The sequence below is a fragment of the Pseudomonas sp. CGJS7 genome (genome assembly GCF_036961695.1).
In genome coordinates this window covers 26,673-53,039 of record NZ_JBAMDI010000063.1, presented here as the reverse complement: position 1 = coordinate 53,039, position 26,367 = coordinate 26,673, and the positions used below count along the sequence as shown (strand labels likewise).

General features: G+C 64.7%; 19 protein-coding genes. 5 read left to right on the top strand and 14 right to left on the bottom strand.

The window, feature by feature from the left end:
- The first annotated feature begins 18 nt into the window (after positions 1 to 18).
- The 3 genes from V7787_RS30440 to V7787_RS30430 are packed head-to-tail and all read left to right on the top strand — an operon-like array spanning position 19 to position 3,676.
- A complete protein-coding gene (locus V7787_RS30440) occupies positions 19 to 2,211 on the top strand; it encodes a hypothetical protein (RefSeq protein ID WP_336091102.1) in 2,193 nt (730 codons plus the stop codon).
- Positions 2,208 to 2,630, top strand: a complete 423-nt coding sequence (locus tag V7787_RS30435; protein WP_336091101.1) for a GtrA family protein — start codon at positions 2,208 to 2,210, stop codon at positions 2,628 to 2,630. Before V7787_RS30440 ends, V7787_RS30435 begins: the two co-directional genes overlap by 4 nt.
- Positions 2,627 to 3,676: a glycosyltransferase family 2 protein gene (locus V7787_RS30430; RefSeq protein ID WP_336091099.1), complete on the top strand. Its 1,050-nt coding sequence runs from the start codon at positions 2,627 to 2,629 to the stop codon at positions 3,674 to 3,676. Before V7787_RS30435 ends, V7787_RS30430 begins: the two co-directional genes overlap by 4 nt.
- A 1-nt stretch (position 3,677) precedes the next feature.
- On the opposite strand, the gene V7787_RS30425 is transcribed toward V7787_RS30430, so the two are convergent.
- From V7787_RS30425 to V7787_RS30375, 11 genes are all read right to left on the bottom strand, one after another.
- Positions 3,678 to 5,807 (bottom strand): glycosyltransferase family 2 protein, encoded by a 2,130-nt coding sequence (locus V7787_RS30425; RefSeq protein ID WP_336091098.1) that lies wholly within the window; start codon positions 5,805 to 5,807, stop codon positions 3,678 to 3,680.
- Positions 5,808 to 5,876: 69 nt separating this feature from the next.
- On the bottom strand, positions 5,877 to 6,626 hold the full coding sequence (locus V7787_RS30420; protein WP_336091097.1) for a hypothetical protein: 750 nt from the start codon (positions 6,624 to 6,626) through the stop codon (positions 5,877 to 5,879).
- Positions 6,626 to 8,806 carry a glycosyltransferase gene (locus tag V7787_RS30415; RefSeq protein ID WP_336091096.1) on the bottom strand — a complete coding sequence of 727 codons (2,181 nt, stop codon included), beginning with the start codon at positions 8,804 to 8,806 and terminating at the stop codon, positions 6,626 to 6,628. Before V7787_RS30415 ends, V7787_RS30420 begins: the two co-directional genes overlap by 1 nt.
- Positions 8,807 to 8,814: 8 nt before the next feature.
- Positions 8,815 to 10,923, bottom strand: a complete 2,109-nt coding sequence (locus V7787_RS30410; protein ID WP_336091095.1) for a class I SAM-dependent methyltransferase — start codon at positions 10,921 to 10,923, stop codon at positions 8,815 to 8,817.
- Positions 10,924 to 10,926: 3 nt separating this feature from the next.
- Positions 10,927 to 11,658, bottom strand: coding sequence for an ABC transporter ATP-binding protein (locus V7787_RS30405; RefSeq protein ID WP_336091093.1), 732 nt, complete (start codon positions 11,656 to 11,658; stop codon positions 10,927 to 10,929).
- A 3-nt stretch (positions 11,659 to 11,661) separates the two neighbouring features.
- Complete coding sequence (locus V7787_RS30400; RefSeq protein ID WP_336091092.1) at positions 11,662 to 12,468, bottom strand: ABC transporter permease; 807 nt, start codon at positions 12,466 to 12,468, stop codon at positions 11,662 to 11,664.
- Complete coding sequence (locus tag V7787_RS30395; RefSeq protein ID WP_336091091.1) at positions 12,465 to 13,655, bottom strand: cystathionine gamma-synthase; 1,191 nt, start codon at positions 13,653 to 13,655, stop codon at positions 12,465 to 12,467. Before V7787_RS30395 ends, V7787_RS30400 begins: the two co-directional genes overlap by 4 nt.
- Positions 13,656 to 13,959: 304 nt before the next feature.
- Positions 13,960 to 15,330, bottom strand: a complete 1,371-nt coding sequence (locus V7787_RS30390) for a pyridoxal-phosphate dependent enzyme (RefSeq protein WP_336091089.1) — start codon at positions 15,328 to 15,330, stop codon at positions 13,960 to 13,962.
- A gap of 388 nt (positions 15,331 to 15,718) precedes the next feature.
- Entirely contained in the window at positions 15,719 to 15,934 is a 216-nt protein-coding gene (locus V7787_RS30385) for a YdcH family protein (RefSeq protein WP_336091088.1), read from the bottom strand.
- A 684-nt stretch (positions 15,935 to 16,618) separates the two neighbouring features.
- Positions 16,619 to 17,251: a hypothetical protein gene (locus V7787_RS30380; protein WP_336091087.1), complete on the bottom strand. Its 633-nt coding sequence runs from the start codon at positions 17,249 to 17,251 to the stop codon at positions 16,619 to 16,621.
- A complete protein-coding gene (locus V7787_RS30375; RefSeq protein WP_336091086.1) occupies positions 17,248 to 17,628 on the bottom strand; it encodes a DUF4398 domain-containing protein in 381 nt (126 codons plus the stop codon). The genes V7787_RS30380 and V7787_RS30375 overlap by 4 nt, the downstream gene beginning before the upstream one ends.
- Before the next feature lie 98 nt (positions 17,629 to 17,726).
- On the opposite strand from V7787_RS30375, the gene V7787_RS30370 reads away from it, so the two are divergent.
- Positions 17,727 to 18,842, top strand: a complete 1,116-nt coding sequence (locus V7787_RS30370; RefSeq protein WP_336091085.1) for a PilT/PilU family type 4a pilus ATPase — start codon at positions 17,727 to 17,729, stop codon at positions 18,840 to 18,842.
- A 115-nt stretch (positions 18,843 to 18,957) separates the two neighbouring features.
- Here V7787_RS30370 and maiA read toward each other — a convergent pair whose 3' ends face one another.
- Together maiA and V7787_RS30360 are read right to left on the bottom strand one after the other, a co-directional pair.
- Positions 18,958 to 19,620 carry a maleylacetoacetate isomerase gene (gene maiA / locus V7787_RS30365; protein WP_336091084.1) on the bottom strand — a complete coding sequence of 221 codons (663 nt, stop codon included), beginning with the start codon at positions 19,618 to 19,620 and terminating at the stop codon, positions 18,958 to 18,960.
- Positions 19,621 to 19,837: 217 nt separating this feature from the next.
- Positions 19,838 to 20,824, bottom strand: coding sequence for a fumarylacetoacetate hydrolase family protein (locus V7787_RS30360; protein ID WP_336091082.1), 987 nt, complete (start codon positions 20,822 to 20,824; stop codon positions 19,838 to 19,840).
- Positions 20,825 to 21,253: 429 nt separating this feature from the next.
- Here V7787_RS30360 and V7787_RS30355 point away from each other — a divergent pair, with 429 nt between their 5' ends.
- The gene (locus V7787_RS30355) at positions 21,254 to 23,221 is read left to right on the top strand and encodes a peptidoglycan DD-metalloendopeptidase family protein (protein WP_336091081.1); all 1,968 of its coding nucleotides are present in this window, start codon (positions 21,254 to 21,256) and stop codon (positions 23,219 to 23,221) included.
- A gap of 354 nt (positions 23,222 to 23,575) precedes the next feature.
- On the opposite strand, the gene V7787_RS30350 is transcribed toward V7787_RS30355, so the two are convergent.
- Positions 23,576 to 26,353 carry a protein kinase domain-containing protein gene (locus tag V7787_RS30350; protein WP_336091080.1) on the bottom strand — a complete coding sequence of 926 codons (2,778 nt, stop codon included), beginning with the start codon at positions 26,351 to 26,353 and terminating at the stop codon, positions 23,576 to 23,578.
- Positions 26,354 to 26,367: the final 14 nt, after the last annotated feature.

Below are 26,367 nucleotides of genomic sequence, written 5' to 3'. Positions count from 1 at the left end.
CTACCGAAAGGACGCTTCGTGCCCACTCCCAGTCCTCGCCCCATCGAGCAAGGCTCATCGCGCTTTGGCTGGCTGTTGGCGGCCTGCGTCTCCTTGCTGGCGACGCAAAGCCTGTACTTCGAGATAGATCTGAACACGCTCGCGCCTGCAAAAGCGGCGATGTATGTGGTGGCGTTGGCCGTATTCATCGCATTGACTCTGTTTCTACCCGCGCGCTGGGCGGTTCGATCGTTGGCTGGGCTGCCGCGACGCATCGCTGCCGCGATCGCGGTAGGCGCGCTAGGGCTGGCGGCCATTCTCACCTTAGCCCTGCCGTTAGAGCCCGAGCCCGGTAAAAGCGTTTCGATCGAGGTCGAGGCGCTTGGACAAAAATCGCCGGCAGCGGCGGCCTCGGAAGTGTGGGTGCGCCTGGAGGTCGATGGGCAATCGGTATCGCCCGAAATCTTCGCCCATGACGGAAAGTGGGAGCGTCACGGCGAAGAGTTCCTGGTGTCCAGGCCCGAGTCGCAACCGGCCAAGCTCAGCTTGAAGGGCGAGTTCGGCACCAGCGGCAGACTGATTTTCGTCTCTCACCCCTGGTCGGGAAAGGCCAGAATCTCGATGCAAGGCAAAAGCCGAGTCATCGATTTGTACTCGCCCAAGTCCGATGGCTACGCCATCGCCTTCGGCGCGGCCCAAGCCCAAGTCAATGACTGGACACTCGACCAACCCAGCCGCGATGGCCTGCAGACCTGGATTTGGATCTGCGAAACGCTGGTCCTGGCCTTCGTGGTGTTGCTGGTGTTTCTGGGGCTGTACGCGCTGCCGTCTGCGCGCCAGCCCGTCGCGCCGGTCGGCGCCAGGCGCATCGCGCTGGAGTCGCTGGGCTACGCGGTTCCGACGCTTCTGACGGGTCTGGCCCTGTTGGCGCTGTTCTACCCGGGGCTCATGAGCTCCGACTCTATGGACCAGTGGGGACAAGCGACTCGGGGCGAATTTCACGACGGGCACCCGTTGCTCCACAGCTTTTTCTTTGTCGCCGTCCGCGCCGTGTGGGACAGCGTAGCCGCGGTCGCCTTGACTCAATTGCTGCTGTTCGCCGGCGCCGCGGGCTGGCTCATCGCAGTGGTGCGTCGGGCAACGGCTGCGCCGGTCTGGGCCGCATGGGCAGCGAGCGTGCTGCTGGCCGTTTATCCGATGACCGCGATCACCTCGGTCACGTTGTGGAAGGACGTACCGTATACGGCCGCGGTCGTGGGCCTGTCCGCCTTCCTGGTGGGCGCGGTCTTCCTGGGCGTGCCGGACATCAAACGCAAACGCTCGATCGTCGCCTTGGCCGTATTGATGTTCTCGTGCATGGCCTTGCGCCACAACGGACCGCCGGTCGCTATAGCCACGCTGGGGTTGATGGCCATTGCGCGGCCGCGGGCGTGGAAGCAACTGGCCGCCGCCGGCGTGTTGGCCGTAGCCGCGCTGATGCTGCTCAAGGGCCCGGTCGCCGACATGGTTCACGCCAAACGCGTCAACGCGGCTTTCGTCCTGTATTCGCATCACATCGCCGCGCATCTCGCTCATGGCCACCTCCCGGCCGACCCAAGCGACGCAGCGTTGTTGAAGGACATCAATAGCGGCGGAGACGACTGGCGCTACAACTGCTCATCCATCAACCCCACGATATTCAACGACTCGTTCAGTTGGGCCAAAGCGACGCCGCAAAGTTCGCGCTTGCTGGGAATCTGGAAAGACTTGGCGCTGGCACGGCCCGATATCGAAGTCGATCACACGATTTGCTCCACCGGCATGCTCTGGCGGTTGTCGGGATCCCGCCCGCTGTATCTGTACGTAACGGCCCTCAATAAGCCGCAGAACAAAGTGCGCTGGATCGTTTCCAAGCCGGGCGAACCGCAAGAGGACTCGTTTGCGCCCGACCTGGCTCAGCGGGTGGGCTCAGTTCTGATCGACCCCGATCTGACCGACATGTGGCGTCCCGCCGGGTTCTTGTATCTGCTGTGCTTCCTCACCTTGGTCGCCTGGGCGCGCAGTCGCGACGTGCGCATGCTGCTGATCCCCTCGCTGGCGGCAGCGCATTCGTCGGTGATGGTGATCGCCATCATCGCCCAGGACGCGCGCTATCAGTTGCCGGTGTATGTCGTCGCCCTCGCCACCGCGCCGTTGCTGGCTCTGGCGCGCAAACCCGAATCCGCCACGCAGGCGCGGACCGCGCGTTCATGAGCTCAAAAAGCACAATTGGCGTCGGCGGCGGCCATCCGCTGTGGAAGCAGATCATGACGTTCGGCCTGGTCGGCGGAGCGCAGATCCTGTTCGACTCGCTGATGTTCGTGCTGCTGACCTTCATGGGCGTATCGGTGCCTGTGGGCAACCTGATCGGCCGAATCAGCGGCGCCTGCCTGGGCTATTGGCTCAACGGGCGCTACACCTTCGCTCAAGCGGACGGCGACAGCGCGCTCAGCCGCAAGGCGCTGTTTCGTTTCATCGTCTCTTGGATCGCCACCTCGCTGATCAGCACCGGGTTGGTGACGGCGCTCGCCAGCGCGAAAACCCTCGAGTTCGCGTGGATCGCCAAGCCGGTGATGGATGGCCTGCTCGCCGTGGCCGGTTTCGTAATCTTGAAAAAATGGGTGTATCGATGAGCCTTGCCGCGAACAGCGCCGTCTCTGCCGGGAAAATCGCCGTGGTGATTCCCTGCTACAAGGTCACCCGCCATATCGAGGCGGTAGTCGCCAGCATCGGGCCCGAGGTCGACCGCATCTACTGCGTGGACGATTGCTGTCCCGAAGGCAGCGGCGACTTCATCGCCGAACGCATCGTCGACGATCGAGTGACGGTCCTGCGGCACGAACAAAATCAGGGCGTGGGCGGCGCGGTCATGACCGGCTACAAACGCGCCGCTACCGATGGCGCCGAAGTGATCGTGAAGATCGACGGCGACGGGCAAATGGACGCGAGCCTGCTGCCGTTGTTCGTAGCTCCGATCCTGCGCGGCGAAGCGGATTACACCAAGGGCAATCGATTCTGGGATCTGACCCATATTCGGCAGATGCCGCCGCTGAGGCGGATCGGCAATCTCGGCTTGAGTTTCATGGCCAAGGCCTCCAGCGGTTATTGGGATCTGTTCGATCCCACCAACGGCTACACCGCGATCAGCGCCTCGGTGGCGGCGAGATTGCCGACGCAATTGATCAGCCACCGGTACTTCTTCGAAACCGACGTGCTGTTCCGGTTGAACGTCATGCGCGCGGTCGTAGTCGACGTCCCGATGGACGCGCGCTACGGCGATGAGGTCAGCAATCTGAAAATCGGCCAGGTATTGGGCGAGTTTGCCGCCAAGCATGTACGCAACCTGGGCAAACGCCTGGTTTACAACTATTTCCTGCGCGATTTGCCGATCGCTTCGTTCGAATTGCTGGCGGCGATCAGCCTGCTCGGCTTTGGCTTGACCTTCGGCGGTTACCACTGGTGGCAATCGGGACATAGCGGAGAAGGCGCACCGCTGGGCACGGTGATGATCGCGACCGTGGCCGTCGTCAGCGGCTTGCAGTTTCTGCTGGCGTTCCTCAACTTCGACATCGGCAATATGCCCAAGCGGCCGCTGCATCCCGGACTCAAACCGCTCAAGTTCGGATCCGGGCGTCAAGATCGGCCAGCAGACAGCCAGGAACAAGAGCGCGGTTTTTGATTCAACCGCGCCCTCTGATCCCACGGAGCAGCCGCTTGGCCCCCGGCAAGTACTTGGACGCATAGCGGCTCATGGCAAGAGCCGCTTTTACCGCCGGGCTTTCGCGGTAGCTGCGTAGCTCCTCGAGCATCACCGAATAGTCCGACATGAGTTCGCCTTGGGCTCCCGGCACCGTCGCGCCAGCGACCACGTGCAGGGTTTGCGCGGGAACAGGCATGCCATTGGCGGCAAAAGAATCTTTTGCCGTCAGCTCGCTCATCAGACGAGCGTGCCGGGCGCGCATATCCGGACTATGGATCATCGAATCCGCCCGATGACGGTAAAGAAACATGATTTCGTTGCCGACGATGAATCTATGCCCGGCCGCCACCGCGCGGCGATACAGATCCCAGTCTTCATACGCCTGTAAGTCCTCCCGGTAGCGCAGAGACTGCAGCATTCCACGCCGCGAAAAACACGTAGCGGTGGAAAACAGGTTCGCGAACAATCCAGCCTGTCGCGCCTCGCCTACCAGTGCCAGGCATCCATCGATCGGAACATCGTCGAAGGCTTCCAGGCCCGCACCGGAGAAGTACGCGGCTTGCGGCACGACAAAGTCGAAGGCCGGCCTCCGATCCAACGCCCTGCTCGCCACGGCGACGAATTCCGGATGAATCAAGTCGTCCGCGTCCAGCGGCAACACGTACTCGCCCGTCGCTTGGCTGACGCCGACGTTACGGGCGCCGGCCAGTCCCCGGTTGTATTCCAACTCGATCACTCGAACCCTGGGGTCCAGAGCGCGGGCAAGCCGGATCGCTTCGAGAGAACGCGAATCGGTCGACGCATCATCGACCACCACCACTTCGAGATCTTCATGCGTCGACGCCAACGCGTTCGCGAGCGTTTGCTGCAGATACGCGCCGAGATTGAAATGAGGGACGATGATGGAGACTCGCGACGGCCCTTTCGCCGCTGCGGGCGGGCGCTGCGCCGTCGCCTCGATCGCGGCCGATACTTGGGTGGGCGAATGCGGCTGCGAAACCGCCACCGGAGCCCCATCGACGGCGCTCGCCAGCGCGCTCACCAGCGCTTCCAGGCTCCCATCGAAATAAAGGCAATCGCCGCGCATCGTCTGAGACGAATCGCCAGCATAGGCGGGATTGGCCCGATTGAGCACGCAAACGGCCCCACCGAGCAAGGCCTGATCCACCGCGATCGAGTCCGGCGCCCAATCGTCGACAAACAGACGGATATCTCCCGGTCCACCGCTGTCGGCATCGAGACTGTTCTCGCCGACTTCGACGACAGTGAATCGGGGACGCAAGTCCGCCGGAACTACCTTCATCGCCGCAGCGAAATAGGCGTTGGACGCGAGGACGACCCGCCCCTTCCATTGGCGACGCGTCCGAAGCAGACCGACGCAACCGCGCAGAAACAATCGGGCCGACCGCTCGCTGGAAACGGCGCCGACAACGCAACCCGCGCGCTCGTCGGTTGTGGCAGTCAGCGGCTTGGACGACAAATCCAATGCGCGGCCCCGGAAGCGGGGCGCCCAGTCGTCGCCTCGAAAGCCCCAGTAGCTCCGGAAGTACTCGCCGACGCAGTGATTATCCGCCAGCAGCAGATCGCAGTCCGCGGCGCATTTGCGCTCCAGATCGGCGAGAAGCAGATCTTGAACGGAGACCGGAACCCCTTGCCGCGCGGCCTGGACTCCGCTGATGCCGCTCAGCCTCAGCGCGAACTCGACAGTTTCGAAGGCGCCACGGAAAAGGCGCTCCTGCAAACTCGCGAAAGCCAAGCCTCCAGCAGCCGGAAACTCGACATAGCCAATGGGGCCGACATCGCGCTGATACCGCACCAGCCACTGCATGATCAGCCGGGACGACCAGAGTTTGTCGCCCCAGCTGACCTGGCCCTGATCCGGAAGACGACCGCGCCCCGTCGAAGAATCGAAATTCTTCGGCGGCAGGTGCTCGATCCGCACGCCCGACAACGCCGACAACCATTCGGGAACGCCCGACGATGCGCCGGACGCGATGAGAACCAGCGACTCCAACCCCGCCGCCGCGCGAGCGGCGAGGATCGCCTTCAGTTGCCTTTCGTCGTCCGCGTCGCCACTAGCGCGCTGAGGGCAAAATATGAAAATGTCCATCGCTTGCCTCCAATGACTTGCAGCCCGCGCCGGGCGGACGCCGCGACAGACGTTTCAGCGATCCGCGGACTACCCGCGCTCGGCCCTTGCCGGGACGCAGAACTGCAGCACGAGCAAGAAGAGCAACAAAGAAATCGTCAAGCTCGCTCCCGCCGCAACCACGATGCTCACGACATGATCGAACTGGGTAGGCGCCGGACGTCCGCTTAGCGCGATGCGCTCGCTGGAAGGTTCTCCCGCGCTGAACAGGTCGATGCGTTGCTTATTGCCGAGCCAATCGACTTGGGCGATGCCGGACCATTCGTGCCGGGTCATTACCAGAACCTTTCCGCGCTCCAGCGGCACCCGCCAACTGATCGCGTCGCCGCCGCCGGCGGTGGAGGAAACGGTGCCGTCGTCCTTCAATACCCAGCCATCGGGGATGGGCACGATCGGTCTGGTCGGCTTTCCGTCGCTTCCGACCACCTTCGCCCAAATCTCATTTCCCTTGGCGGAAGCGCCACGCTCGCCGGTATTGCCGATGCTCAACACATACGCGCGAGGAAACACGTCCGAGCGCAGCGGCAATTGCCTGTGGATCAAGATGCCGGCCACCAGCGAGAGCAACAACAGCGGAATGCCCAGCTTGGATCCCAGGCGCAGTTGCAAGGCCGGCCCCAACGCGCGATTCAGCACCGCGCCTATCGCGATGGACAACGCCGCCAGCACGACCATCACCGGCAGGGTGACCTGGCCGTACCCGGACAGATAGGCGATCACGCTGACCGCCAGCGCGCAACCGAGGGTCCAAAGTACCGCCTTGGAGAGAAACCCGCTCATCAATGACCTCTCCCGCGACGCAGCAAACGCCATGTGGGACGCGCGGCCTTTCTGGCCAGGGCTACCAACCAGGGCGCGCGCCGCTGCAAGAAGCGCGCCGCCATCAACGCGACGATCACCGTTTCGCTGGTTCGATAGGCTTCCAGCTCCGCGGTCAACGCCGCTCCGCTGGTTTGGCTCAAGACGCTTACTTGGCGCCCAAGCACGAGCAAAGGCATGTCGCCCATATCGGCCATGCGTTTACCCCGAAGCAAATCGTGCCGGTGAAAGGAACGACGATCTTGCGCATCCGCACTGTGGATCATCGAATCGGCGCGACGGCGGTAATGAAAGTAAACCGCATTCGTCACCAGACAGCGCACGCCTCGCCCCACCATCCGCTGATACAGATCCCAATCCTCGAACGAATCCAGGTCGGCTCGGTAGCCGAACTTTCTCAGCAAATCGGTACGAGCGAGCATGGTTGCCGTGGAGTAACGATTCTCGGTCCCTCCCGCGTATCGGGCTTCGCCATGGAAGAGCGCGTAGTCGAGCAAGCTGCCGCTGTCGACTTCCGACTCCGAAGCATCGTTGAAGAAGCCCGTCTGCGGGACGACGAAACCGAATTGAGGGTTGCGCTCCAAGGCGCGCACGGCCAGACGGATGAAATCGCTGTGGATGAGATCGTCGGCGTCCAACGGAAGAACGTACTCACCCGTCGCGTGCTGCAAGGCCAGGTTCCGGGTTCCCGCCAGACCGCGATTGGTGTCGTTGCGAACGACCTTGAAGTCGACGCTGGTCGACTGTTCGAGTCGTTCGATGATCTGGCGAGACCAATCGTCGGTCGAAGCATCGTCGACAAGAATGATCTCGAGGTTCGGGTAACTCGAAGCCAATGCGCTGTCGATGGTCTTGAGCACATACTGCCCAAGGTTGTAGTGCGGAACTATCACGCTGACCTTGGGCAAACGTTCCGCGACCGGGGCTTGCTCGCCGACAGCTGCCGCACTTGGCCAGGGCGCTTCGTCGGCAGGGCATTTGACCACCTCGACACCCCGGTCCTGATTCGCCAGACCGGAAAACAGCGCCTCCAGCGCGTCGCACAGACCCGGCGGGGTGCCATCGAACTTGCGGCAGTTCTCACCGGCCACCCAAGGCGAATCGGCCGAAAACGCGACCGCCGACTCGTTCAGCACGCAAGTCGCGCCGAGCAAGCTCGCCTCGTAGGCGGCAAGACAGAACGACTCCCACGCGTTGGGGAAGACGCATACCGACTGGCCGATGACCGTCGCGCGCTCCTGCTGCGACGCCGCCGCCTGGAAGCTGAAACGGCCTGCCAGATCCTTCGGAATCAGTTTCTTGACTCGCTCCGCATAGGCATCGTCCATGGCGTGCGCGATCAGCAGTATCCGGCCGCGGTAGGAGGGCATGCGCCGCAAGAATCCGGCGCAGCCCCTGATGAAGACATCCGGACGCTTGATGTGCTGCAGCTTCGAGGAAAAGACGATCGGCGAATCCAGGGTCAGAGCGCTCGAACTCGTGACCGGTTGGCGCTGATCCAGCAACACCGGCGGAGCGTGTATCCGCAAACGGGGCGCCCAGTCGCTTTCGTCGAACGAATAGAACTTCCGCGTGGCCTCGGCGATGGCGGGCAATTGCCCGACCACGATGTCGGCATCCGCCAAGGCCTTTCGCTCGATGTCGAACAAACTGAGGTTGCAAGAACCCGTGGGTCTGCTTTCGTGGTCGGAAATAACCGCATCGGTAGAGTGCAAGCGCACCGCGATCTGGGTCTCGCCGAGCCCCAAGCCCAGCAACTTGTGCTGGGTCGCCGCAAACGCCATCCCACCCCAATCGGTGAACTCAACGTAACCCAGCCGCCCATGCTTGCGCTCCGCAACCAGCAAGGCTTGCAGCGCGGAGACGGAGCGCCAATGCCATTCGGTATTGGTGAAGGCCCACTTGGGCGGATAGTGCTGACCGTCTTCATGATTGACGCGGTAGTCGGCCTCATCGAAGGACATGAAATGCACGTCCGGATAGACCAGCGCGAAGCGCTCTGCGGTCAAACCCTGCCCCTGGAAAAGGATCAGCGTTCGCTTACGCTCTTCTGGGCTGGAAACTTCGAGAATATTGGCCACGACCCGGCCGATGCCGCCGGCGGTGAACGGATGAAGCTCGTTGGTAACGAATACGCGCACAGTGCCCCTCAATTGCCAATGAACTCGGCGTAGCGATCCAAGGAAAGTCGGGTCAGCTTCTCTGCATAGTCCGAGATCATCGCCCTCATTTCCTCGCCCGGCACATCCAAAACCTTGCCGACGCAGCGCCTGATGTCGGAGACGCTGAGCGGATTGTCGACGCACGACATCGCGAAGTACGGATGATCCTCAAGCGCATCCAGGAACAACGGCCCACGAATGCTGGGTATGCCCGCGGCGATCGCCTCCAAATCGACCATCGGATGGCAGTCGATGGTAGTCACGTTCATCACCAGGTCGCAGCCGAACAGCATGCTCGCGAGCCCTTCGACGCCAGGATAACGAACCCACGAAACCTTCTTGCCCAACCAGGACGGAAGCACGAATTCCTTGGAAAAAACCAAGGTCTTGCGGATGCGCGGCTCGTTCTCCAGCGCCAGCACATTGCTGGCCAGGTTCTTACGCAGATCGTTCCACGAAGGCACCAGCGCCGTAAGCGACCGGGCTTCGTCCGATCGGCGCAGCTGCGATACAGGCAAGCGCGGAACAGGATTCAGCAGTTGCGGCATGAAGTAATTGGGGCCGGCGACCTCCTCCAGCCCGCGCCGGATCGCGCTGAAGCGCGTGACCCTGCCTTCTCGCGCCAGGCGCAAGGACATGAGCGCGAAGCGGCGCTCATCCTTCCACACCCACTGCGCCGTGGTTCCGTGCCAAACCAGATACGTCGGCAAACCCGCTCGGCTGATCGCGTTGTGGACGACAGCCATCGCATCGGACATCCCGTGCAGCACGACTTTTTCGATCCCGGCCGAACGCAAGGCGTCGAGCATGGACTCGACCTCGGCGGCGGAGGGCGAACGATCCGATCGAATCGCTATCTTCGTACCCGGCAACGATCCCGCCGCAGCGCGGATGCCTTTCCAGTCCATGTGAAAGACGTGCGCCGCCGTCCGAAAGCGCGGGTCCGAGTGAGCGGTCGCTACGTCTTGAGGGGCGTTGTAGAGGAAAAAGTCGGCAGGAAGCGCTTCTTTCGAACCTTCCGGCTCCGTCGCCTCGGGCGCCTGCGCGCTCAGAGCGGCGTGCTCGAAGATCTGCTTGCGCAAACCCTCGCGACGGGTAAACAGCGCCGCGGACTGATGGATTTGAGAGATGGCGTCATCGCGTTCGGACACGGCCGCTTGCGTGGCTTGCCGGGCTTCCTGCAAATGGGAAGTGAGCTCGGCGATGCGGTTTTCCGATTCATCGGCGCGTTTGTCCGACGCCTCGGCGCGCCTGATCGACTCATCGGCGCGCTTATCCGCGTAAACATGGGCCTCGTAGTGGTCGTGCAACTGCCCTGCGATGTTCGCGCTGCTCGCCAGTTCGCCTTCCAATCCTCGAACACCGACCTTCAGGCGCCGTAGCCCAAGGATGTTCAGACGCTCCAGATCGACCGGCTCGAGCGCGGCCCCGCCCATCGACAAACGAAGCGCGCGCGCCTGGCGCGCACGGCGGATCACATAAACGCAGTGATTGTCGATCGCATCGGAATACACGTCGATGTCGTGCTCCGGAGCGATGTCTTCGGCGAAATTGTGCAACCAGCAACCGGCATGCCAGTTGTTTTCCTTCATCGACAGCGCGGAAAGCGAATTCTCGATGAGCACCAATTCCCCATCGGGAGCCAGACGCTCCATCATCAGGCCAACCAACTTGCGCGCATCCTCCGTCTGATTGTGGATCAGCACGGAAATGGTGAAGATGCTGTCGAAACGCTCTTCTGCGAAAGCCTCGGACAAGGACGACGCAACCCGCACCCTCTCGCGCACCGGCGCCAGCGACTCAGGCGGATCCTGATAGAGGGGTTCGACCATCGGCTCGGAAAAATCGTAGCCGTGGTAGATCACCGCAGGCTGCGGCGCGAGGATTCGAGCCAAGCGCCCGAAACCGCAGCCGAAGTCCAGCACCCGGATCGGACGTCCCCGATCGGCGGACGCGGCGGCGAAATGACGCTTCAGCCACTCTTCTTGCTGCGCATAGCTGCGAGAACCCTCCTGCGCCCGCCCGATCTGCTGGTCTTGGTAGAGCTTCCCCGACCGCGCGCGCCAGTACTCCGCATTTTCCTTGCGATCGCTCATTACTCAACCCTCGGCCTGATTCGGCACACGTTCCATCGAAACCACTTCACCATGCTCCATGCTGATATGGACGTTGCATAAATGCTGAACCACCTCGCGGCTGTGGGAGGCGAGAACCAGAATGCTCGCCTCTCGAACCAGCCCCTTGAGACGTTCTTCGGCGCGATGGACGAAATCCGCATCGCCCACGCTCAGCCATTCGTCCATCAGCAAAATTTCGGCGGGCACGCTGGTGATGATCGAAAAAGCCAGGCGAAGCACCATGCCGCTGGAGTACGTGCGCACCGGCACGTTGAGGAACTCGCCCAGACCGGAGAACTCGACGATGCTCGGCGTCAGCCGCTTTATCTCTTCGACCTCCAGCCCTTGCATCAGGCCGCGCAGCAGGATGTTCTCGTAACCGGTGGCCTCGAAGTCCATGCCCAGGGTGACATCGAGCAAGCTGGACACCTTGCCTTCGACCAGAACGCCGCCGGAGGTCGGTTCGTAGATGCCCGCCAGAAGGCGCAACAGCGAGGTCTTGCCTGCCCCGTTATGCCCCATCACGCCGACGCGATCGCCAGGGCGGATATCGAGATTCACGTTCTTCAACGCCTCGATCACGACGATGTCGCGACTTTCCGTCGCCACTCGGCCGCCGGTGGCCGAAGCCAGCATCGCTCCCTTCAAGGAACGATTGATGGTGCCGTAGATCGGCAGATGAAGAGAGCAATCTTTAAGAAGAATTCTAGCCATGAATCAAACCCAGAAAGCCAAGCGCCGGCGGTACCGCACATACACCGGGACGGCGAGAATATTGAGCAGAACGATCATCGCGACCACCTTCCCATAGGTAGCGGCCGAGGGCAGATCGTCGACGATCGGCCCACGAATGACCTCGAGCAACAAATGGAACGGGTTGTATTCGGCGAAGTAGATGCGGCCCTTGAGCAGCTCGGGCTTCCAGAAAATCGGCGTAAGGAAGAAAGCCAGCTGCACGATGCTGGCGATGATCTGCTGAAGGTCGCGAAAACGCGTGCACAAGGTGCCGAGCAAGAAGATCATCGGAAACGCGGCCATCACCACCAACGCGACGCCCGGAAAGATCGCGAACCATCGCCAGTGCGGTTCGATACCCAGATACAGCATGAAGGGGATGAACGCGACCAGATTGTGGGCGAACACGATCAGGTTTCGGTACAGCACGCGCATTACGTGCACGGTGAAAGGCAGCTTCACCGAACGGACAAGGTTCTCGGCGTTGATGAATGTCGAGCAGCCTTCCAGGATGAGACTGGAGATCAAACCCCAGGAAATCACCCCCATGGCGAGAAACGGGATGAACTCATCCAGGCTCAGGCCGAATAGCGACCCGTACAACGGCCCCATGCCGAGAATCAGCACCATCATGGTGATGGTGATCCAGAACGGACCCAGTATCGAACGACGATAGCGCTGACGGATTTCGTACTGAGCCAGCGCCATCCACACGCGATAACCGGCGATGCCGTTCTTGACGTCGAGCCAGGCGCGCGTGCGCTGCGAAACTTCGACCACCTCCGTCATTTCGCGCCATCCTCCAACGCCCGCGCCAACTCAGCGCGCAAATCCGCCAAATCCTCGATGCCCACGCTCAGACGCACCAGATTGTCGGTAATGCCCAACTGAGCGCGCCGATCCGGCGGGATCGAAGCATGAGTCATCACCGCCGGGTGATTGACCAGACTTTCCACGCCGCCGAGCGATTCGGCGATGGTGAACAGTTCGCAGCGCTCCATCATCCGGCGCGCGCCGTCCATGCCGCCCTTGACGTAGATGCTGACCATGCCGCCGAAGCCGTGCATCTGGCGCTTGGCCAGATCGTGCTGCGGGTGCGATTTCAGGCCGGGGTAGATCACTTTCTCGACCGCGGGATGGGTTTCCAACCACTCCGCCAGCGCCTGCGCGTTTTCGCAGTGCGCCTTCATCCGCAGGTGCAGGGTCTTCAGGCCGCGCAGGGCCAGGAAGCTGTCGAACGGGCCCTGGATGCCGCCGACCGCGTTCTGCAGGAAGGTCAGCTTTTCGGCCAGTTCGGGCTCATCGCCGACCACGGCGATGCCGCCGACGATGTCGGAGTGGCCGTTGAGGTACTTGGTCGCCGAGTGCATGACGATGTGCGCGCCCAGTTCCAGCGGGCGTTGCAGGATCGGCGAGGAGAAGGTGTTGTCGACCACCACGATCAGGCCGCGCTTGCGCGCGATCGCGGCGATGGCGGCGATGTCGACCAGCTTGAGCAGCGGGTTGGTCGGGGTCTCGATCCAAACCAGCTTGGTCTCGGGCCGGATCGCGGCTTCGAACGCGGCCGCGTCGCTGAGGTCGACCCAGCTGAAGTCCAGGCCGGCGCTGCGCCGACGCACCCGCTCGAACAGGCGGTAGGTGCCGCCGTAGACGTCGTCCATCGCGATCACGTGGCTGCCGGCGTCGAGCATCTCCAGGATGGTCGAGGTGGCGGCCAGGCCGGAGGCGAAGGCGTAACCGTGGGTGCCGCCTTCCAGGCCGGCGATGCAGCGCTCGTAAGCGAAGCGGGTCGGGTTGTGGCTGCGCGAGTACTCGAAGCCCTGATGCTGGCCGGGGCTGCTCTGGGCGTAGGTCGAGGTCGCGTAGATCGGCGGCATGACCGCGCCGGTGCTGGGGTCGGGCGACTGACCGGCGTGAATGGCGAGGGTACCCAGGCCGAGCTTGGGGGCTCCGCCTTGCGGCTGTTGTTGGCTCATTGAAATCGTTCCGTCCGCTGAGGGATCGACCGAGTTATTCGGGCGTTGGCGCAACCGCGAATTCTAACATCGCGCCTGTGAGTGCCAGGCTCCGCCGGGCGGCATTTCGGCACATGGGCAGACCGCCCGCGAGCCCCTGCCCGCCTGGGTCTGCGGCGTGCCGCGCCTGGCGGGCTGAACCCGTCGTTCAGGCTGTCGCGAAGCTATCGGGGCCCGCGCGGCGGGCCCGGGAATGATCGGGCGGCGGGGCCGCGCGGGTCGGAGCGCCGGCGGCGGACCCGCGCCGGCGCGGCGACGGCCGGGCTTACTGCACCCGGCGGCGCAGGAAGTTGAGCAAGTCGATGCGGGTGATCAGGCCGAGGAACTTGTCGCCGTCGACCACGATGGCGACATGGCCGCGGTCGAACACCGGCAGCAGCGATTCGATCGGGTCCGACACCGGGATCTTGTCGAGCTTGCTGACCATCGCGGTCGAGACCGGATCGCGGAAGCGCGATTCGTCGCCGTACACGTGCAGCAGGACGTCGCTTTCGTCGACGATGCCGACGATGTGTTCGCCGTCCATCACCGGCAGCTGGGACACGTCGTACAGCTTCATGCGCTGATAGGCGGTGACCAGCAGATCGTTCGGCCCCACCACCACGGTGTCGCGCCGCGAGTACGGACGCAGGATCAGGTCGCGCAGATCGCCGTGCTGCTCGCGCTGGATGAAGCCGTTGTCGAGCATCCAGTAGTCGTTGTACATCTTCGACAAGTACTTGTTGCCGGTGTCGCAGACGAACACCAGCACCTTCTTCGGCTCGGTCTGTTCGCGGCAGTACTTCAGCGCCGCGGCCAGCAGGGTGCCGGTCGAGGAGCCGCCGAGAATGCCCTCTTTTTCCAGCAGCTCGCGTGCGGTGAGGAAGCTTTCCTTGTCGTTGATCGCGTAGGCCTTCTTGACCCGGGTGAAGTCGGAGATCGGCGGCAGGAAGTCCTCGCCGATGCCTTCGACCATCCAGCTGGCCGACTTGTCCGACAAGGTGCCGCGGTTGATGTATTCCTCCAGGATCGAGCCGACCGGGTCGGCCAGGATCAAGGCGGTGTCCGGCGACAACTTGGCGAAGGCGCGCGACAGGCCGGTCATGGTGCCGGAGCTGCCGCAGCCGAACACGATCGCGTCGAGCTGGCCGCCCATCTGTTCGAGGATTTCCGGGCCGGTGCCGAACTCGTGCGCGGCCGGGTTGTCGGGGTTGCCGAACTGGTTGATGAAGTAGGCGCCGGGCGTTTGCTTGGCGATGCGCTCGGCCAGGTCCTGGTAGTAATCCGGATGGCCCTTGGCCACGTCCGAACGGGTCAGCACCACCTGCGCGCCCATCGCCTTGAGGTTGAAGATCTTCTCGCGGCTCATCTTGTCGGGCACCACCAGCAGCAGCTTGTAGCCCTTCTGCTGGGCGACCAGGGCCAGGCCGATGCCGGTGTTGCCGGCAGTGCCTTCCACCAGGGTGTCGCCGGGCTTGATCCTGCCGGCCTTTTCGGCCGCCTCGATCATCGACAGACCGATGCGGTCCTTGATCGAACCGCCGGGGTTCTGCGATTCGAGTTTGAGGTAGAGCTCGCATACGCCGGTGTCCAGGCGCTGGGCCTTGACGATCGGGGTGTTGCCGATGAGTTCGAGTACGGAGGAGTGAATGGCCATGCGGCTCCTGCTAGCCGCTACCGTGCGGCGAATCGGACCATTCTAGCCGCGAGCCCGTGGCCGGCGGCGCCCGGCGCGGCCTGACGCGAACCGCGGCAGCACGCGGCGGACGGATCGGGAGGTGGTAGCCGCGGGCGGCGGCGGCCGACGAGGATGGCAGCCGCCGCCCGCGCTGATCGTGGATCCGGACCGCGGGCGGGTCCGGCTCCTTCGCGCCCGGCATTGTCGCGGCCGGGCTAGCGAAATTCCGTGTTGCCTGTCGTGGCCGCGAACCGTAGCGGTTCCGGCCGGCGGAACCGGCATCGCGCCGGTTCCGCCCGGGCCCACCGTCGCCTGCCGGCGGCGCGGGCTGGGTGCATCGATGGCGTTGGCGTGGGCGCTGCCTGCTTCAGTGTTGCTGATCGTAGAGCTGGGTCAGGCGATCTTTCGCAGCCAGCTTTTCGCGCTTCATCTGTCCCAGGGTGGTGTCGTCGATCGGCAATACGCCGAGCTCGGCATCCATGACCTTTTTGTCCAGATCCTTATGGCGCTGATAAAGCTGCTTGAACTCCGGGTTGCTCTTGATGAGCGCGTCGATTTCAGGCTGCGGTCGTTCTTCGAACATGAAAGCCTCCTTCAGCACGAATGCAAACGCCCCGGTCGCGGGACCAGGGCGTTGCGGGGGAGCGTGAGATGGTGGGTCAAGCGCGGCGCGGCGCCGGCTTCACGCAACCCGACCGCACCTTTGTGTGCGGCGGCGGGGTCCTGCGGAAGGGGCGTTTGCGTCATCGGCCTGGCTCTTCGCCGAGCGTTTGTGAAGCGCCCGGATAACTGACCCTACTCTTGTGTTCCCGATCCGGCAAGGCCGCTGCGCAAGCGTTTTCAGGTGGCGGCCATGATTGCGCGGCGGGCTGCCAGATTCGGCACAAATTATTGATTTAATTGAATTCAATGAAGGGGTTTTGTCGCCTGGGCGGATCTGCGCTCGCCCATTGCAATGAGGCTTTGCAGCGGCTGGCCGTTCGTCGGCTGAGCGCGGGAAAACGGGCTTCGCCGATCGCCGGATCGATGCTTGGGGCGGGGGTGCGGATGACTGCTTCGAAGTCGCGGCTGCGTGCCGGGCGGCGGCGATTGCCGCGGGCCGGAGCAAAGTCAAAATGGATTCCGGCTTTCGCCGGAATGACGGTCTGGGGGAGACGCGGGCCTTTGCCGGAATGACGGTTTGGCCCCCGGCCAACCCGCGAAAACGAAACGAGCCGGACCAGCCGGCTCGTTGCATCGGCCGGGACTGCGGCCCGGCGCGGTGGGATCACTTCTTTTTCGGCTTGGGCTTGGGCGCCGGCTTCGGGGTTTCGCCGGTCAGGCCCATCAATTCGGCTTCCTTGCGCGCCAGTTCGGCATCGCGTTCGCGCGCGGCGCGCAGCTTGGCGGCCTGCTGGCCGGCGACGTTGTCGAGCAAGCCCTCGGCCTGCTGCCGCGCCTGGGTTTCCTGCTCGGCCGCCAAGCGCAGACGCTCGGCCTCTTCGGCCTGGATCTGCGCCTGCACCCGCAGGCGCTCGGCCTCGGCGCGCGCGCGGTCGGCGTCGCGGCGGCTGGCTTCGACCAGCAAATCGCTGCGCTCACGGTCCAGACGGTCGACTTCGCGTTGCGCAAGTTGGCTGCGCGTCACAATTTCGGCGGTCTCGACCCGGCGATCGGCGATCTGCAGCGCCCAGGCGCGGTCGCGGCTGCGCGCGTTGCGCACCCCATCGATGGCCTGGCGCGCTTTCAAGCGTTCGTAATTGCCGTACTGGGCCGCCTCGGGGCTGGCCTCGATGGCGTTGACGCGCTGGACCAGACGGGCGACGTCCGGATCGTCCGCCGGCGCGGCCAGCGCGCTCAGGCAGACCAGCGACAATGCGCCGGCGGCGGCCAGACGCAGCGAAAACAGGCGCGCGCTCATTGGCCACCTCCGTTGGACAGGCGGCGGCGCAACTCGGCGATTTCCGCCCGGCGCTGATTGAGTTCGGCATTGGTCAGCGCCTCTTTGCTGCGCGCATAGGCCAGATCGGCCTCGGCCGCGGCAGTGAGCGCCAAACGCCGAGCGTCCTCGTCCTTGCCCTGCGACAGCGCGCTCTGGGCGGCGCTGAGCGCGCGCCGCGCCGCGCCCAGGTCCTGCGGCGCGTATTGGTCGGCGTCGGCGTCGTCGGCGCGCATGACCGCCTGCTGGGCGGAGGACAGCTCGCCGGTCGGCGGAGGCGTGGAGGCGCAGCCGGCCAGCCCGGAAGCGAGAACTGCGGCCAGCAGCGGCAAACGAATTTGTGCGAAGCTTGTGGGCATTAGGGGAGCGCTGTGCGGAAGGGATGACGCACGGACATTGTGGTCAAGCCGGCAGCGTGCTTGCAACGGCGCGCGCCGTCAACAAGGGGTATGAATGCATGGACATCGGCTATTTCCTGAAGCTGATGACGGAAAAGAACGCGTCGGACATGTTCTTGACGACCGGCGCGCCGGTGTACATCAAGGTCGAAGGCCGTCTGTACCCGCTCGGCAACACCGGCCTGCCTCCGGGCATGGTCAAAAAGATCGCCTATTCGCTGATGGACGAGGGCCAGGTGCCGCTGTTCGAGCGTGACCTCGAGCTGAACATGGCGCTGGCCCTGCCCGACGCCGGCCGCTTCCGCATCAACGTGTTCAAGCAGCGCGGCGAAGTCGGCATGGTGATCCGCGCCATCCGCAGCATCATCCCCAGCATCGAAGAACTGCAGCTGCCGCAGGTGCTCAAGAACATCATCATGGCCCCGCGCGGCCTGGTGCTGATCGTCGGCTCCACCGGCTCGGGCAAGTCGACCACGCTGGCCTCGATGATCGATCACCGCAACAGCAACACCGCCGGCCACATCCTCACCATCGAAGATCCGATCGAGTACCTGCACAAGCACAAGAAGTCGATCGTCAACCAGCGCGAGGTCGGCCTGGACACCCACGCCTTCCACAACGCGCTCAAGAACGCGATGCGCGAAGCGCCCGACGTGATCCTGATCGGCGAAATCCTCGACGCGACCACCATGGAAGCGGCGATCGCCTTCGCCGAAACCGGCCACCTGTGCCTGGCCACGCTGCACTCCAACAACGCCGACCAGACCCTGGAGCGCATCCTCAACTTCTTCCCCGAGGCCGCGCACAAGAACGTGCTGATGAATCTGGCGCTGAACCTCAAGGCGGTGATTTCCCAGCGCCTGGTGATCGGCGTCGACGGGCGCCGGCTGCCGGCCGCGGAAATCCTCATCAACACCCCGCACGTGCGCGATCTGATGCGCCGCGGCCAGGTCCACGAGATCAAGCAGGCGATGGAAGAATCGCTGGAAGACGGCATGGAGTCGTTCGACCAGTGCCTGTTCCGCCTGTACAAGGAAGGCCGGATCGAGATGGAGGAGGCGCTCAAGGCGGCCGACTCGCGCGACGGCCTGGCGCTGAAGTTCCGCTTGTCCGAGGGCGGCACCGGCGAGCACGATCCGTATGCGGACATGTACGACGCGACTGCGGCGCATTGAAGCTAGGAGTGAGTGTGGAGGAGTGAGGAGTGAGCAAAAGCAAGCACGCGGCCTTCGGTCATCGCGTAACGCTTTTACTCACTCCTCACTTCTCTGCGCTCGCTTCTCGCCCCAACTACCCGGGCGGGCGGTCCGGCTGATTCTCCGGCCGCGCCTTGTCGAATTCGGGCAAGGCCAGACACGCTTCTTCGATCCGCAGGATGGTCGGGAACGCTTCCAGCGGCACGCCGAAGCGGCGTGCGTTGTACAGCTGCGGGATCAGGCAGCAATCGGCCAGGCCGGGAATATCGCCTTCGCAGTAGGTGCCGGTGGACGGATCGTCGGCCAGCATCGCCTCGACCGCGGTGAAGCCTTCGACGATCCAGTGCTTGACCCAACCGTCGCGCTCGGGCTGGGGCACGTTCCAGGTACCGTCCAGGTACTGCAGCACGCGCAGATTGTTGAGCGGATGGATTTCGCAGGCGACGGTCTGGGCGATCGCGCGCACGCGATGGCGGTCGCGCGCGGTGACCGGCAGCAGGTTCGGCCGCGGCCAGGTTTCGTCGAGGTATTCCAGGATCGCGATCGACTGGCTCAGGGTGCGCTGACCGTGCTGCAGCACCGGCACCAGCCCGAGCGGATTGAGCGCGCGGTAGGCCGGATCGTGCTGTTCGCCGCCGTTTCGGACCAGGTGCACCGGGACGATTTCGTAGTCCAGGCCCTTGAGGTTGAGGCCGATGCGCACCCGGTAGGACGCGCTGGAACGCCAATAGGAATACAGACGCAATTGATCGCTCACCGGAACACCTTGGCGTAGGAACGAGTGGAGAGTAACGAGGAATCGGCCGCAACGGGGTCGAACGCGCCGCCCGCGATGCGACTGAATCCGCGTTTCCACGCATGTATCCCGTGGCAGCGCACCATAGCCGGGGTGACGGCGGCGCGCATGGCCATTCGTCCCGCGCCAGCGGCCGTCAGGCGGAATTCGCCCGAGGCCGCGACGCGCGCGGCGAGGATCAGTTCGCCGGACGCTCCATGCGCTGTTCGATCGCGCCGAAGATGCTCGCGCCGGCGGCATCGAGCATCTCGATGCGCACGGTGTCGCCGAACTTCATGAACGGGGTTTGCGGCTTGCCCAGCTCCAGCGTTTCCACCGTGCGCTTCTCGGCGAAGCACGACGCGCCCAGCGAAGTGTCTTCGTTGGCGACGGTGCCCGAGCCGACGATGGTGCCCGCCGACAGCGGCCGGGTCTTGGCCGCATGGGCGACCAATTGGGCGAAGTTGAACTGCATGTCGATGCCCGCTTCCGGCGCGCCGAACCACTCGCCGTTGATGTGGGTCAGCAACGGGCGGTGGACCTTGCTGTCGATCCAGGCCGGGCCGAGCTCATCGGGGGTGACGAACACCGGGCTCAGGGCCGAGCGCGGCTTGGACTGGAGGAAGCCGAAGCCCTTGGCCAGTTCGTTGGGAATCAGATTGCGCAGCGAAACGTCGTTGACCAGGCCGATCAGCTGGATGTGCGCGGCCGCGTCCTCGGGCGTCGCCGCCATCGGCACGTCGTCGGTCACGATCACCACCTCGGCCTCCAGGTCGATGCCGTAGTCCTCGCTGACCACCCGCACCGGATCGCGCGGGCCGTAGAAGCCGGCGCTGACCGCCTGATACATCAGCGGGTCGGTGTAGAAGCTTTCCGGCACCTCGGCGCCGCGGGCGCGGCGCACCCGCTCGACGTGCGGCAGGTAGGCGCTGCCGTCGACGAATTCGTAAGCGCGCGGCAGCGGCGCGGCCAGCGCGGCGAAGTCGACGTCGAAGGCGCCGTCGGCCTTGCCTTCGTTGAGATCGTCCGACAGCGCGTTCAAGCGCGGCGCGGTGTTGGACCAATCCTCCAGCGCGCGCTGCAGGGTCTCGGCGATGCCGGTGGCGCGCACGGCACGGGTCAGGTCGCGCGAGACGACGATCAGCGTGCCGTCGCGGCCGCCTTCCTTCAGGGATCCAAGTTTCATCCGGGCCTCGATGGGTGAGTGCTGGGGGCGCCGCGGCGCGATGGTTTCAATTGTAACCACTCACGGCCGCGTTGGCAGCGGCGTGGGCGGAGATATCGGAGCCGGGGCGGCGGCCGGTGGGCGCGGCCCCGGCCAATTCAGGCTGAAGCCCCGTCCCGGCTGCGTTTCCGGCCGCGGGCGGCCTCGCTGGACGCCCGCTGGGACGGCCATTTTGCCGCCTTCCGGGCCGGCCCGAAAAAAAAATCAAAATTCGTTGATGGGTCCGGCCGCCCTTCCCCGGTTTGTTGGATTAAGCGCGGCGTGGTCACGCCCGGGTTCGCCGGGACAGACCCAGCCACGGAGGCGTCGGAACTCACCCGACCCCGACCGAGTTGAGGGCCCGTCCCTCTGCGACCGCGTGATTTTCCAATCATGCCTATGGAGTCCACCATGAAAACCCAGTCCTCTTCTTTCCTTCTGCGCGCCCTGCCGGCCGCGCTGGCTTTGTGCGTCGCCGGCGGCGCCAATGCTCAGGCCCTGAGCATCGACGTGGTCAATCCGATCAAGGACGGCAAGGTCGTGTTCGAAGCGATCGGCCCGGCCCAGGTCGGCGGCGCCAAGCAAGGCCGCGTCTCGCTGCGGATGGCGCTGCGCAACAACGACACCGTGCCGCTGAAGGTCACCAAGGTCGAAATCCTCGATCAGCTCGCCTCCAACTACCTGACCCCGGCCGAGATCGCCCCGGGCACCCAGATCGCGTTCCAGAACTGCAATTGCGACTACGACAATCCCGATCCGGACGCGCCCAAGGTGCCGTCCTCGTTCCCGATCATCATCAGCGCGCCTTACCCGACCACGGTCAAGGTGGCGGTGTATCTGCAGGGCTATCGCAACCCGGTGATCAAGAACCTGCCGCTGTCGACCAGCACCAACGACAACGGCCCGCTGCGCTACCCCGGCCGCGCCAGCGACCTGCGTCCGAACGAAGCCTGGCAGACCTCGAGCAACCACGTCGGCGGCAGCCAGGCCTTCGGCCTGGACACCAGCGTGACCGGTTGGGACGGCGATTCCTGGGATTCCAAGCGCCCCGGCGCCGATTCGACCAAGCCCGAGGGCCAGCGCGCCTACGGCCTGCCGCTGTACGCGATGGCCGACGGCATCGTCTGCGAAGCGCTCAACGACCTGCCGGAGTGGAAGAACTATCCGCGCGTGTCGAAGGAAATCGAACCCGAGCCGATCGCGCCGAGCACCGGCCAGTATTCGGCCGGCGGCAACTTCCTCAAGATCAAGAGCGGCAACGAAGTCGCGCTGTACGCGCACATGCAGCCCGGCTCGATCCCGGCCGAACTGCTGGTCCCGGGCGCGACCATCACCCAGGGCCAGTACCTGGGCAAGGTCGGCTACACCGGCCAATCCAGCGGCCCGCACGTGCATGTGCACGTCAGCCAGGAAACCTCGCCGGGCTCGTGCGAAGGCAACTCGGTGCGTCCGCGGCCGATGACCTTCGCGCAGATCCAGAGCATCACCCGCACCGAAGCCCATGCCATGGCCAGCGCCAACAACATGGACCCGACCGACTGGACCCAGCTCAGCAACCACTCCGCGCCGCATCCTTACAGCATGATTTATCCAAGCAGCGCGGCGTATCCGTTCGACGTGGCCGAGAAGGACGAGAAGACCTTCATCGGCGTGTGGCGCGCGAGCAATGAGATCGAAGTGCGGGTCAACAAGCCCAGCTGGACCAGCTTCACCCAGAAGCGCGCCGAGTTGGTCGCCGATGGTTTCCGCCTGGAGAACATCGACACCTACGTCGAAAACGGCGACCGCCACTTCGTCGGCGTGTACAAGCGCGGCACCGGCGCCGGCGCGTTGTACAACGCCGACAGCTGGGACAACTTCACCGCGGTGTGGAAGGAACTCAGCGACGACGGCCAGCGTCTGGTCGACCTGACCACTTACCTCAGCGGCAGCACCCGCCACTACGTCGGCGTGTTCCGTCCCGGCACCGGCAACGCCGGCCTGTGGAGCCACACCGGGTTCTCGGCCTTCGCCAATCAGCGCGAGATCGCCAAGGACCTGGGCCTGCGCCTGATCGACATGGAGAGCTTCGACATCGGCAACGGCCAGCGCCAGTACGTCGGCGTGTACCGCGCCGGCACCGATGCCACCGCGTTGTGGCGTTCGACCTCGTGGAGCGGGTTCACCGCCAAGTGGGATGAATTGTCGGACGACGGTTATCGTTTGATCGACGTCGATACTTACGTGGAAGCGGGTGTGCGGAATTACGTCGGCGTGTACCGCGCCGGGTCCGGCGGCCATGCGCTGGAAGCGGTTAAGAGCTGGCAGAGCTTGTTCCAGTCGTCCGAGAAGTATGCGATCAAGGGGTTGCGCTTGGTCGATGTGCAGGCGATCGAGTAATTCTGGCAAACGCACGAACTAAAACGCCGCCCGCGAGGGCGGCGTTTTTCGTTGTGGTTGTGGTTGTGGTTGTGGTTTCGACTACGACCGCGATTGCGGTTGCGTTGGCTCTTGCACAAGAGCCCTTCGCCTTGGCTCGTCATTCCCGCGAAGGCGGGAATCCAGAGACTTCAGAGCCATGTCGCGATAAAGCCCTGGATCCCCGCCTTCGCGGGGATGACGAGCAAAAGCAGTAGTCACGTACTTTCCTACCGCCATTCCCGCGAACGCGGGAATCCAGTGACTTCGGCGCCATCTCGCGATAAGCCCATGGCCCCCGCCTTCGCGGGGATGACGAGCAAAACCGCCAGCGACTCAGCGCACCGCCACCCGCGCCTTACCCGACTCCAACGCATCCAATCGCCGCAGCAATTCCGAATCGCGATGCAACTCGCGCCGCAACACCGCCGCCGCCAGCCGCGTTTGCTCGACCGCCGCGGCCGTATCCCCCTCGGCCAGCAACACCTCCGCGTAAGGCACCCGCGCCTTGGCGGTCATGATCTGCTGCGCGCCATTGGCGCGCGCGCTGGCCGCGACCACCTCGGCCCAGCCGCTGCGCGCGCGCGGCCAATCGCCGCGGCGCTGCGCCAGTTCCGCCCGCAACGCGGGAATGCGCGCGAGCACAAACGCGTTGTACTCGCCGCGACCGACATCCAGCGCCTGCAGGTCCGCGGCCGCTTCGTCCAAGCGTTCGACGCTGAGCAACCATTCGATCCGCGCCAGCGCCGCGCGCAACACGCCAGCGCGGTCGTCGCCGTAGCGCTGCCGCCAAACAGTCAGCGCCCGCTCGATCAGCGGCCGCGCTTCCTCGCCGCGCCCAGCGCGAGCGAGCATCCGGCCCAAACTGCTTTCCACCCGCAAGACCCGGCGTTCTTCAGTGTCCAAATGCGCGCGCCGAATCGACAGGGCTTCGCGCAACAACGATTCGGCTTGGATCAGATCGCCGCGCTCATCGACCAGCAGCGCGTAGTTGTTGAGCACGCGCGCGTAATCCAGGCTGCGCGCGCCAGCGACTTTGCTCATGATCGCCAGCGCCACCCGGTAATGTTCGCCGGCCTGACGGTAGTCGCCCAGATCCTGCGCCGCGTCGGCGATGTCGACATGAATATTGGCGACCATGTCGCTCTGCTCGCCGTACAGATCGCGCGCCAACGCCAGGTTGTCGACCAATTCCCGGCGCGTTTCCTCCACCCGCCCCTGGCCGTACAGGACCTTGGCCAGATAGAACTGATGCACCTGCGCGGCGACCGTGTGCGCGCCATTGCGCCGGGCCAGATCCAGGGCCTCGCGATACGCCGCCTCGGCGCGCTTGAGTTCGCCGCGACGGCGGTACAACTGACCCAGGTTGCCCAGCATCTGCGCGCGCTGTTGCGGCGACTGGCTCATCGCGTGCTTGCGACGCAGATCCTGCGAACTGCGGAACGAGACTTCGGCGTCCGCGTAATGGCTGTCGGCGACCTGGGCCAGACCCAGGGTGTCGTAAGCATCGGCCAAGGCGCGTGGATCGCCGCCGTCCTGACGCAAGGCCAAGGCCTGCCGCGCCGCCGCCACCGCCTGCGCGCCGTATTGCCGATCGCTGAGCGAAAGCGACAGCTCGGCCAAGGCCTGCGCGGCCTGGTCCGGGCGCGCCACCGCCGGATCGAGAAATTCGCGCGCGGCCTGCGCCAGCAGCGCTTCGGCGCGCTGCGGCTGGCCCAGGTTGCGATAGGCGCGGCCCAGCACCGCGCGCAGACGCGCGCGGATCGCCGGGGTATCGTTCAAGCCCTGGCCGATCTTCGCCGCCGACGCGTCGAGCACCTGGCGCGCGCTGATGTCCTCGCTCGCGCGCGCACCGCGCATGCGCGGGTCGGCCGCATCGAACGCCGACACCAGGAATTCGCTGACCTGCTCGGCGACCGCCGCCTCGCGTTCGGCGCGCGCGCGCTCGGCGGTGACCCGCCAGACGAAGCCGCCGGCCAGCAACAGCACCGTCGCGGTCGCCGCGGCCTCGCGCCAATGCCGGCGCAGGTAGCGGCCGAATCGGTAACTCCAGGTTTGCGGGCGCGCGCTCACCGTGCGCCAGGCCAGATGCCGGCCGATGTCCTGCGACAGCGCTTCGACCGAGGAATAGCGTTTGCGCGGATCCAGGTCGCAAGCGCGCGCGGCGATCGCGTCGAGGTCGCCGCGCAATTGCCGCCGCCATCCGCATTCCGGCCCGGCCAGCACGCTGGGCAACGGCACCGGCGTGTCGCGTTCGGCCAGGCCGCGGCCGAGCGCGCGGCAGGCCAGCAATTCGGTCAGCAGCACGCCGAGGGCGAATACGTCGCTGACCACGCTGACGCGCGCGCCGCCGAGCAGTTCCGGACTGGCATAAGCCGGCGTGCAGAAGGCGTTGCCGCGCTCGCCGTCGCCCTGTTGCCGGTCCAGCACCTGGGCGATGCCGAAATCCAGCAGCATCGGTTCGCCGTCGTCGAGCACCAGCACGTTGCCGGGCTTGAGGTCGCAATGCACGATCAGCCGTTGATGCGCGCTCTGCACCGCGGCGCAAATGCGCTGGAACAGATACAGACGCCGGTGCAGATCGGGCGAGCGTAGTTCGCAGTATTCGTCCAGCGGCCGGCCCGGCACGTACTCCATCACCAGATACGGCTGCCCGCTCGGGGTGGTGCCGCCGTCGTAAAGCCGGGCGATGTTGGGATGCTGCAACTCGGCCAGCAACTGCCGCTCCGCCGCCAGCCGTTCGGCGAACGCCTGTTGATTCAGCCCGTTGCTGCGCAACAGTTTGATCGCCACCTGTTGCCGGAACAGGCCGTCGGCGCGTTCGGCGGTGAACACCGTGCCCATGCCGCCGCTGGCCAGGCGCTCGCCCAGCAGCCAATCGCCGAGGCGGTCGCCGGGCTGCAGTTCGCTGTCCGGGCGCTGCGCGATCAACTCGCCCAACGGCCGCGCGACCTGGCCGAAGTCCTCGGTCTGCGCGCCCAGCAATTGCAGCGCTTCCTCGATCAGCGCATCGTCGTCGCTGAGCGCGCGCAACTCATCGCGCCAGCGCGACGCCGGCAGATCGCAGACCGCATCGAACAAACGGCGCAGTTCCTGCCAACGCTGGGTCTGCATGTCTTCTCCTGCGC

Bases quoted from the DNA above. Each gene is read 5' to 3' on its own strand.
- V7787_RS30435 (WP_336091101.1), top strand. From the start codon at position 2,208: ATGAGCTCAAAAAGCACAATTGGCGTCGGCGGCGGCCATCCGCTGTGG.
- V7787_RS30430 (WP_336091099.1), top strand. From the start codon at position 2,627: ATGAGCCTTGCCGCGAACAGCGCCGTCTCTGCCGGGAAAATCGCCGTG.
- V7787_RS30425 (WP_336091098.1), bottom strand. From the start codon at position 5,807: ATGGACATTTTCATATTTTGCCCTCAGCGCGCTAGTGGCGACGCGGAC.
- V7787_RS30420 (WP_336091097.1), bottom strand. From the start codon at position 6,626: ATGAGCGGGTTTCTCTCCAAGGCGGTACTTTGGACCCTCGGTTGCGCG.
- V7787_RS30410 (WP_336091095.1), bottom strand. From the start codon at position 10,923: ATGAGCGATCGCAAGGAAAATGCGGAGTACTGGCGCGCGCGGTCGGGG.
- V7787_RS30405 (WP_336091093.1), bottom strand. From the start codon at position 11,658: ATGGCTAGAATTCTTCTTAAAGATTGCTCTCTTCATCTGCCGATCTAC.
- V7787_RS30400 (WP_336091092.1), bottom strand. From the start codon at position 12,468: ATGACGGAGGTGGTCGAAGTTTCGCAGCGCACGCGCGCCTGGCTCGAC.
- V7787_RS30395 (WP_336091091.1), bottom strand. From the start codon at position 13,655: ATGAGCCAACAACAGCCGCAAGGCGGAGCCCCCAAGCTCGGCCTGGGT.
- V7787_RS30390 (WP_336091089.1), bottom strand. From the start codon at position 15,330: ATGGCCATTCACTCCTCCGTACTCGAACTCATCGGCAACACCCCGATC.
- V7787_RS30385 (WP_336091088.1), bottom strand. From the start codon at position 15,934: ATGTTCGAAGAACGACCGCAGCCTGAAATCGACGCGCTCATCAAGAGC.
- V7787_RS30380 (WP_336091087.1), bottom strand. From the start codon at position 17,251: ATGAGCGCGCGCCTGTTTTCGCTGCGTCTGGCCGCCGCCGGCGCATTG.
- V7787_RS30375 (WP_336091086.1), bottom strand. From the start codon at position 17,628: ATGCCCACAAGCTTCGCACAAATTCGTTTGCCGCTGCTGGCCGCAGTT.
- V7787_RS30370 (WP_336091085.1), top strand. From the start codon at position 17,727: ATGGACATCGGCTATTTCCTGAAGCTGATGACGGAAAAGAACGCGTCG.
- V7787_RS30360 (WP_336091082.1), bottom strand. From the start codon at position 20,824: ATGAAACTTGGATCCCTGAAGGAAGGCGGCCGCGACGGCACGCTGATC.
- V7787_RS30355 (WP_336091081.1), top strand. From the start codon at position 21,254: ATGAAAACCCAGTCCTCTTCTTTCCTTCTGCGCGCCCTGCCGGCCGCG.
- V7787_RS30350 (WP_336091080.1), bottom strand. From the start codon at position 26,353: ATGCAGACCCAGCGTTGGCAGGAACTGCGCCGTTTGTTCGATGCGGTC.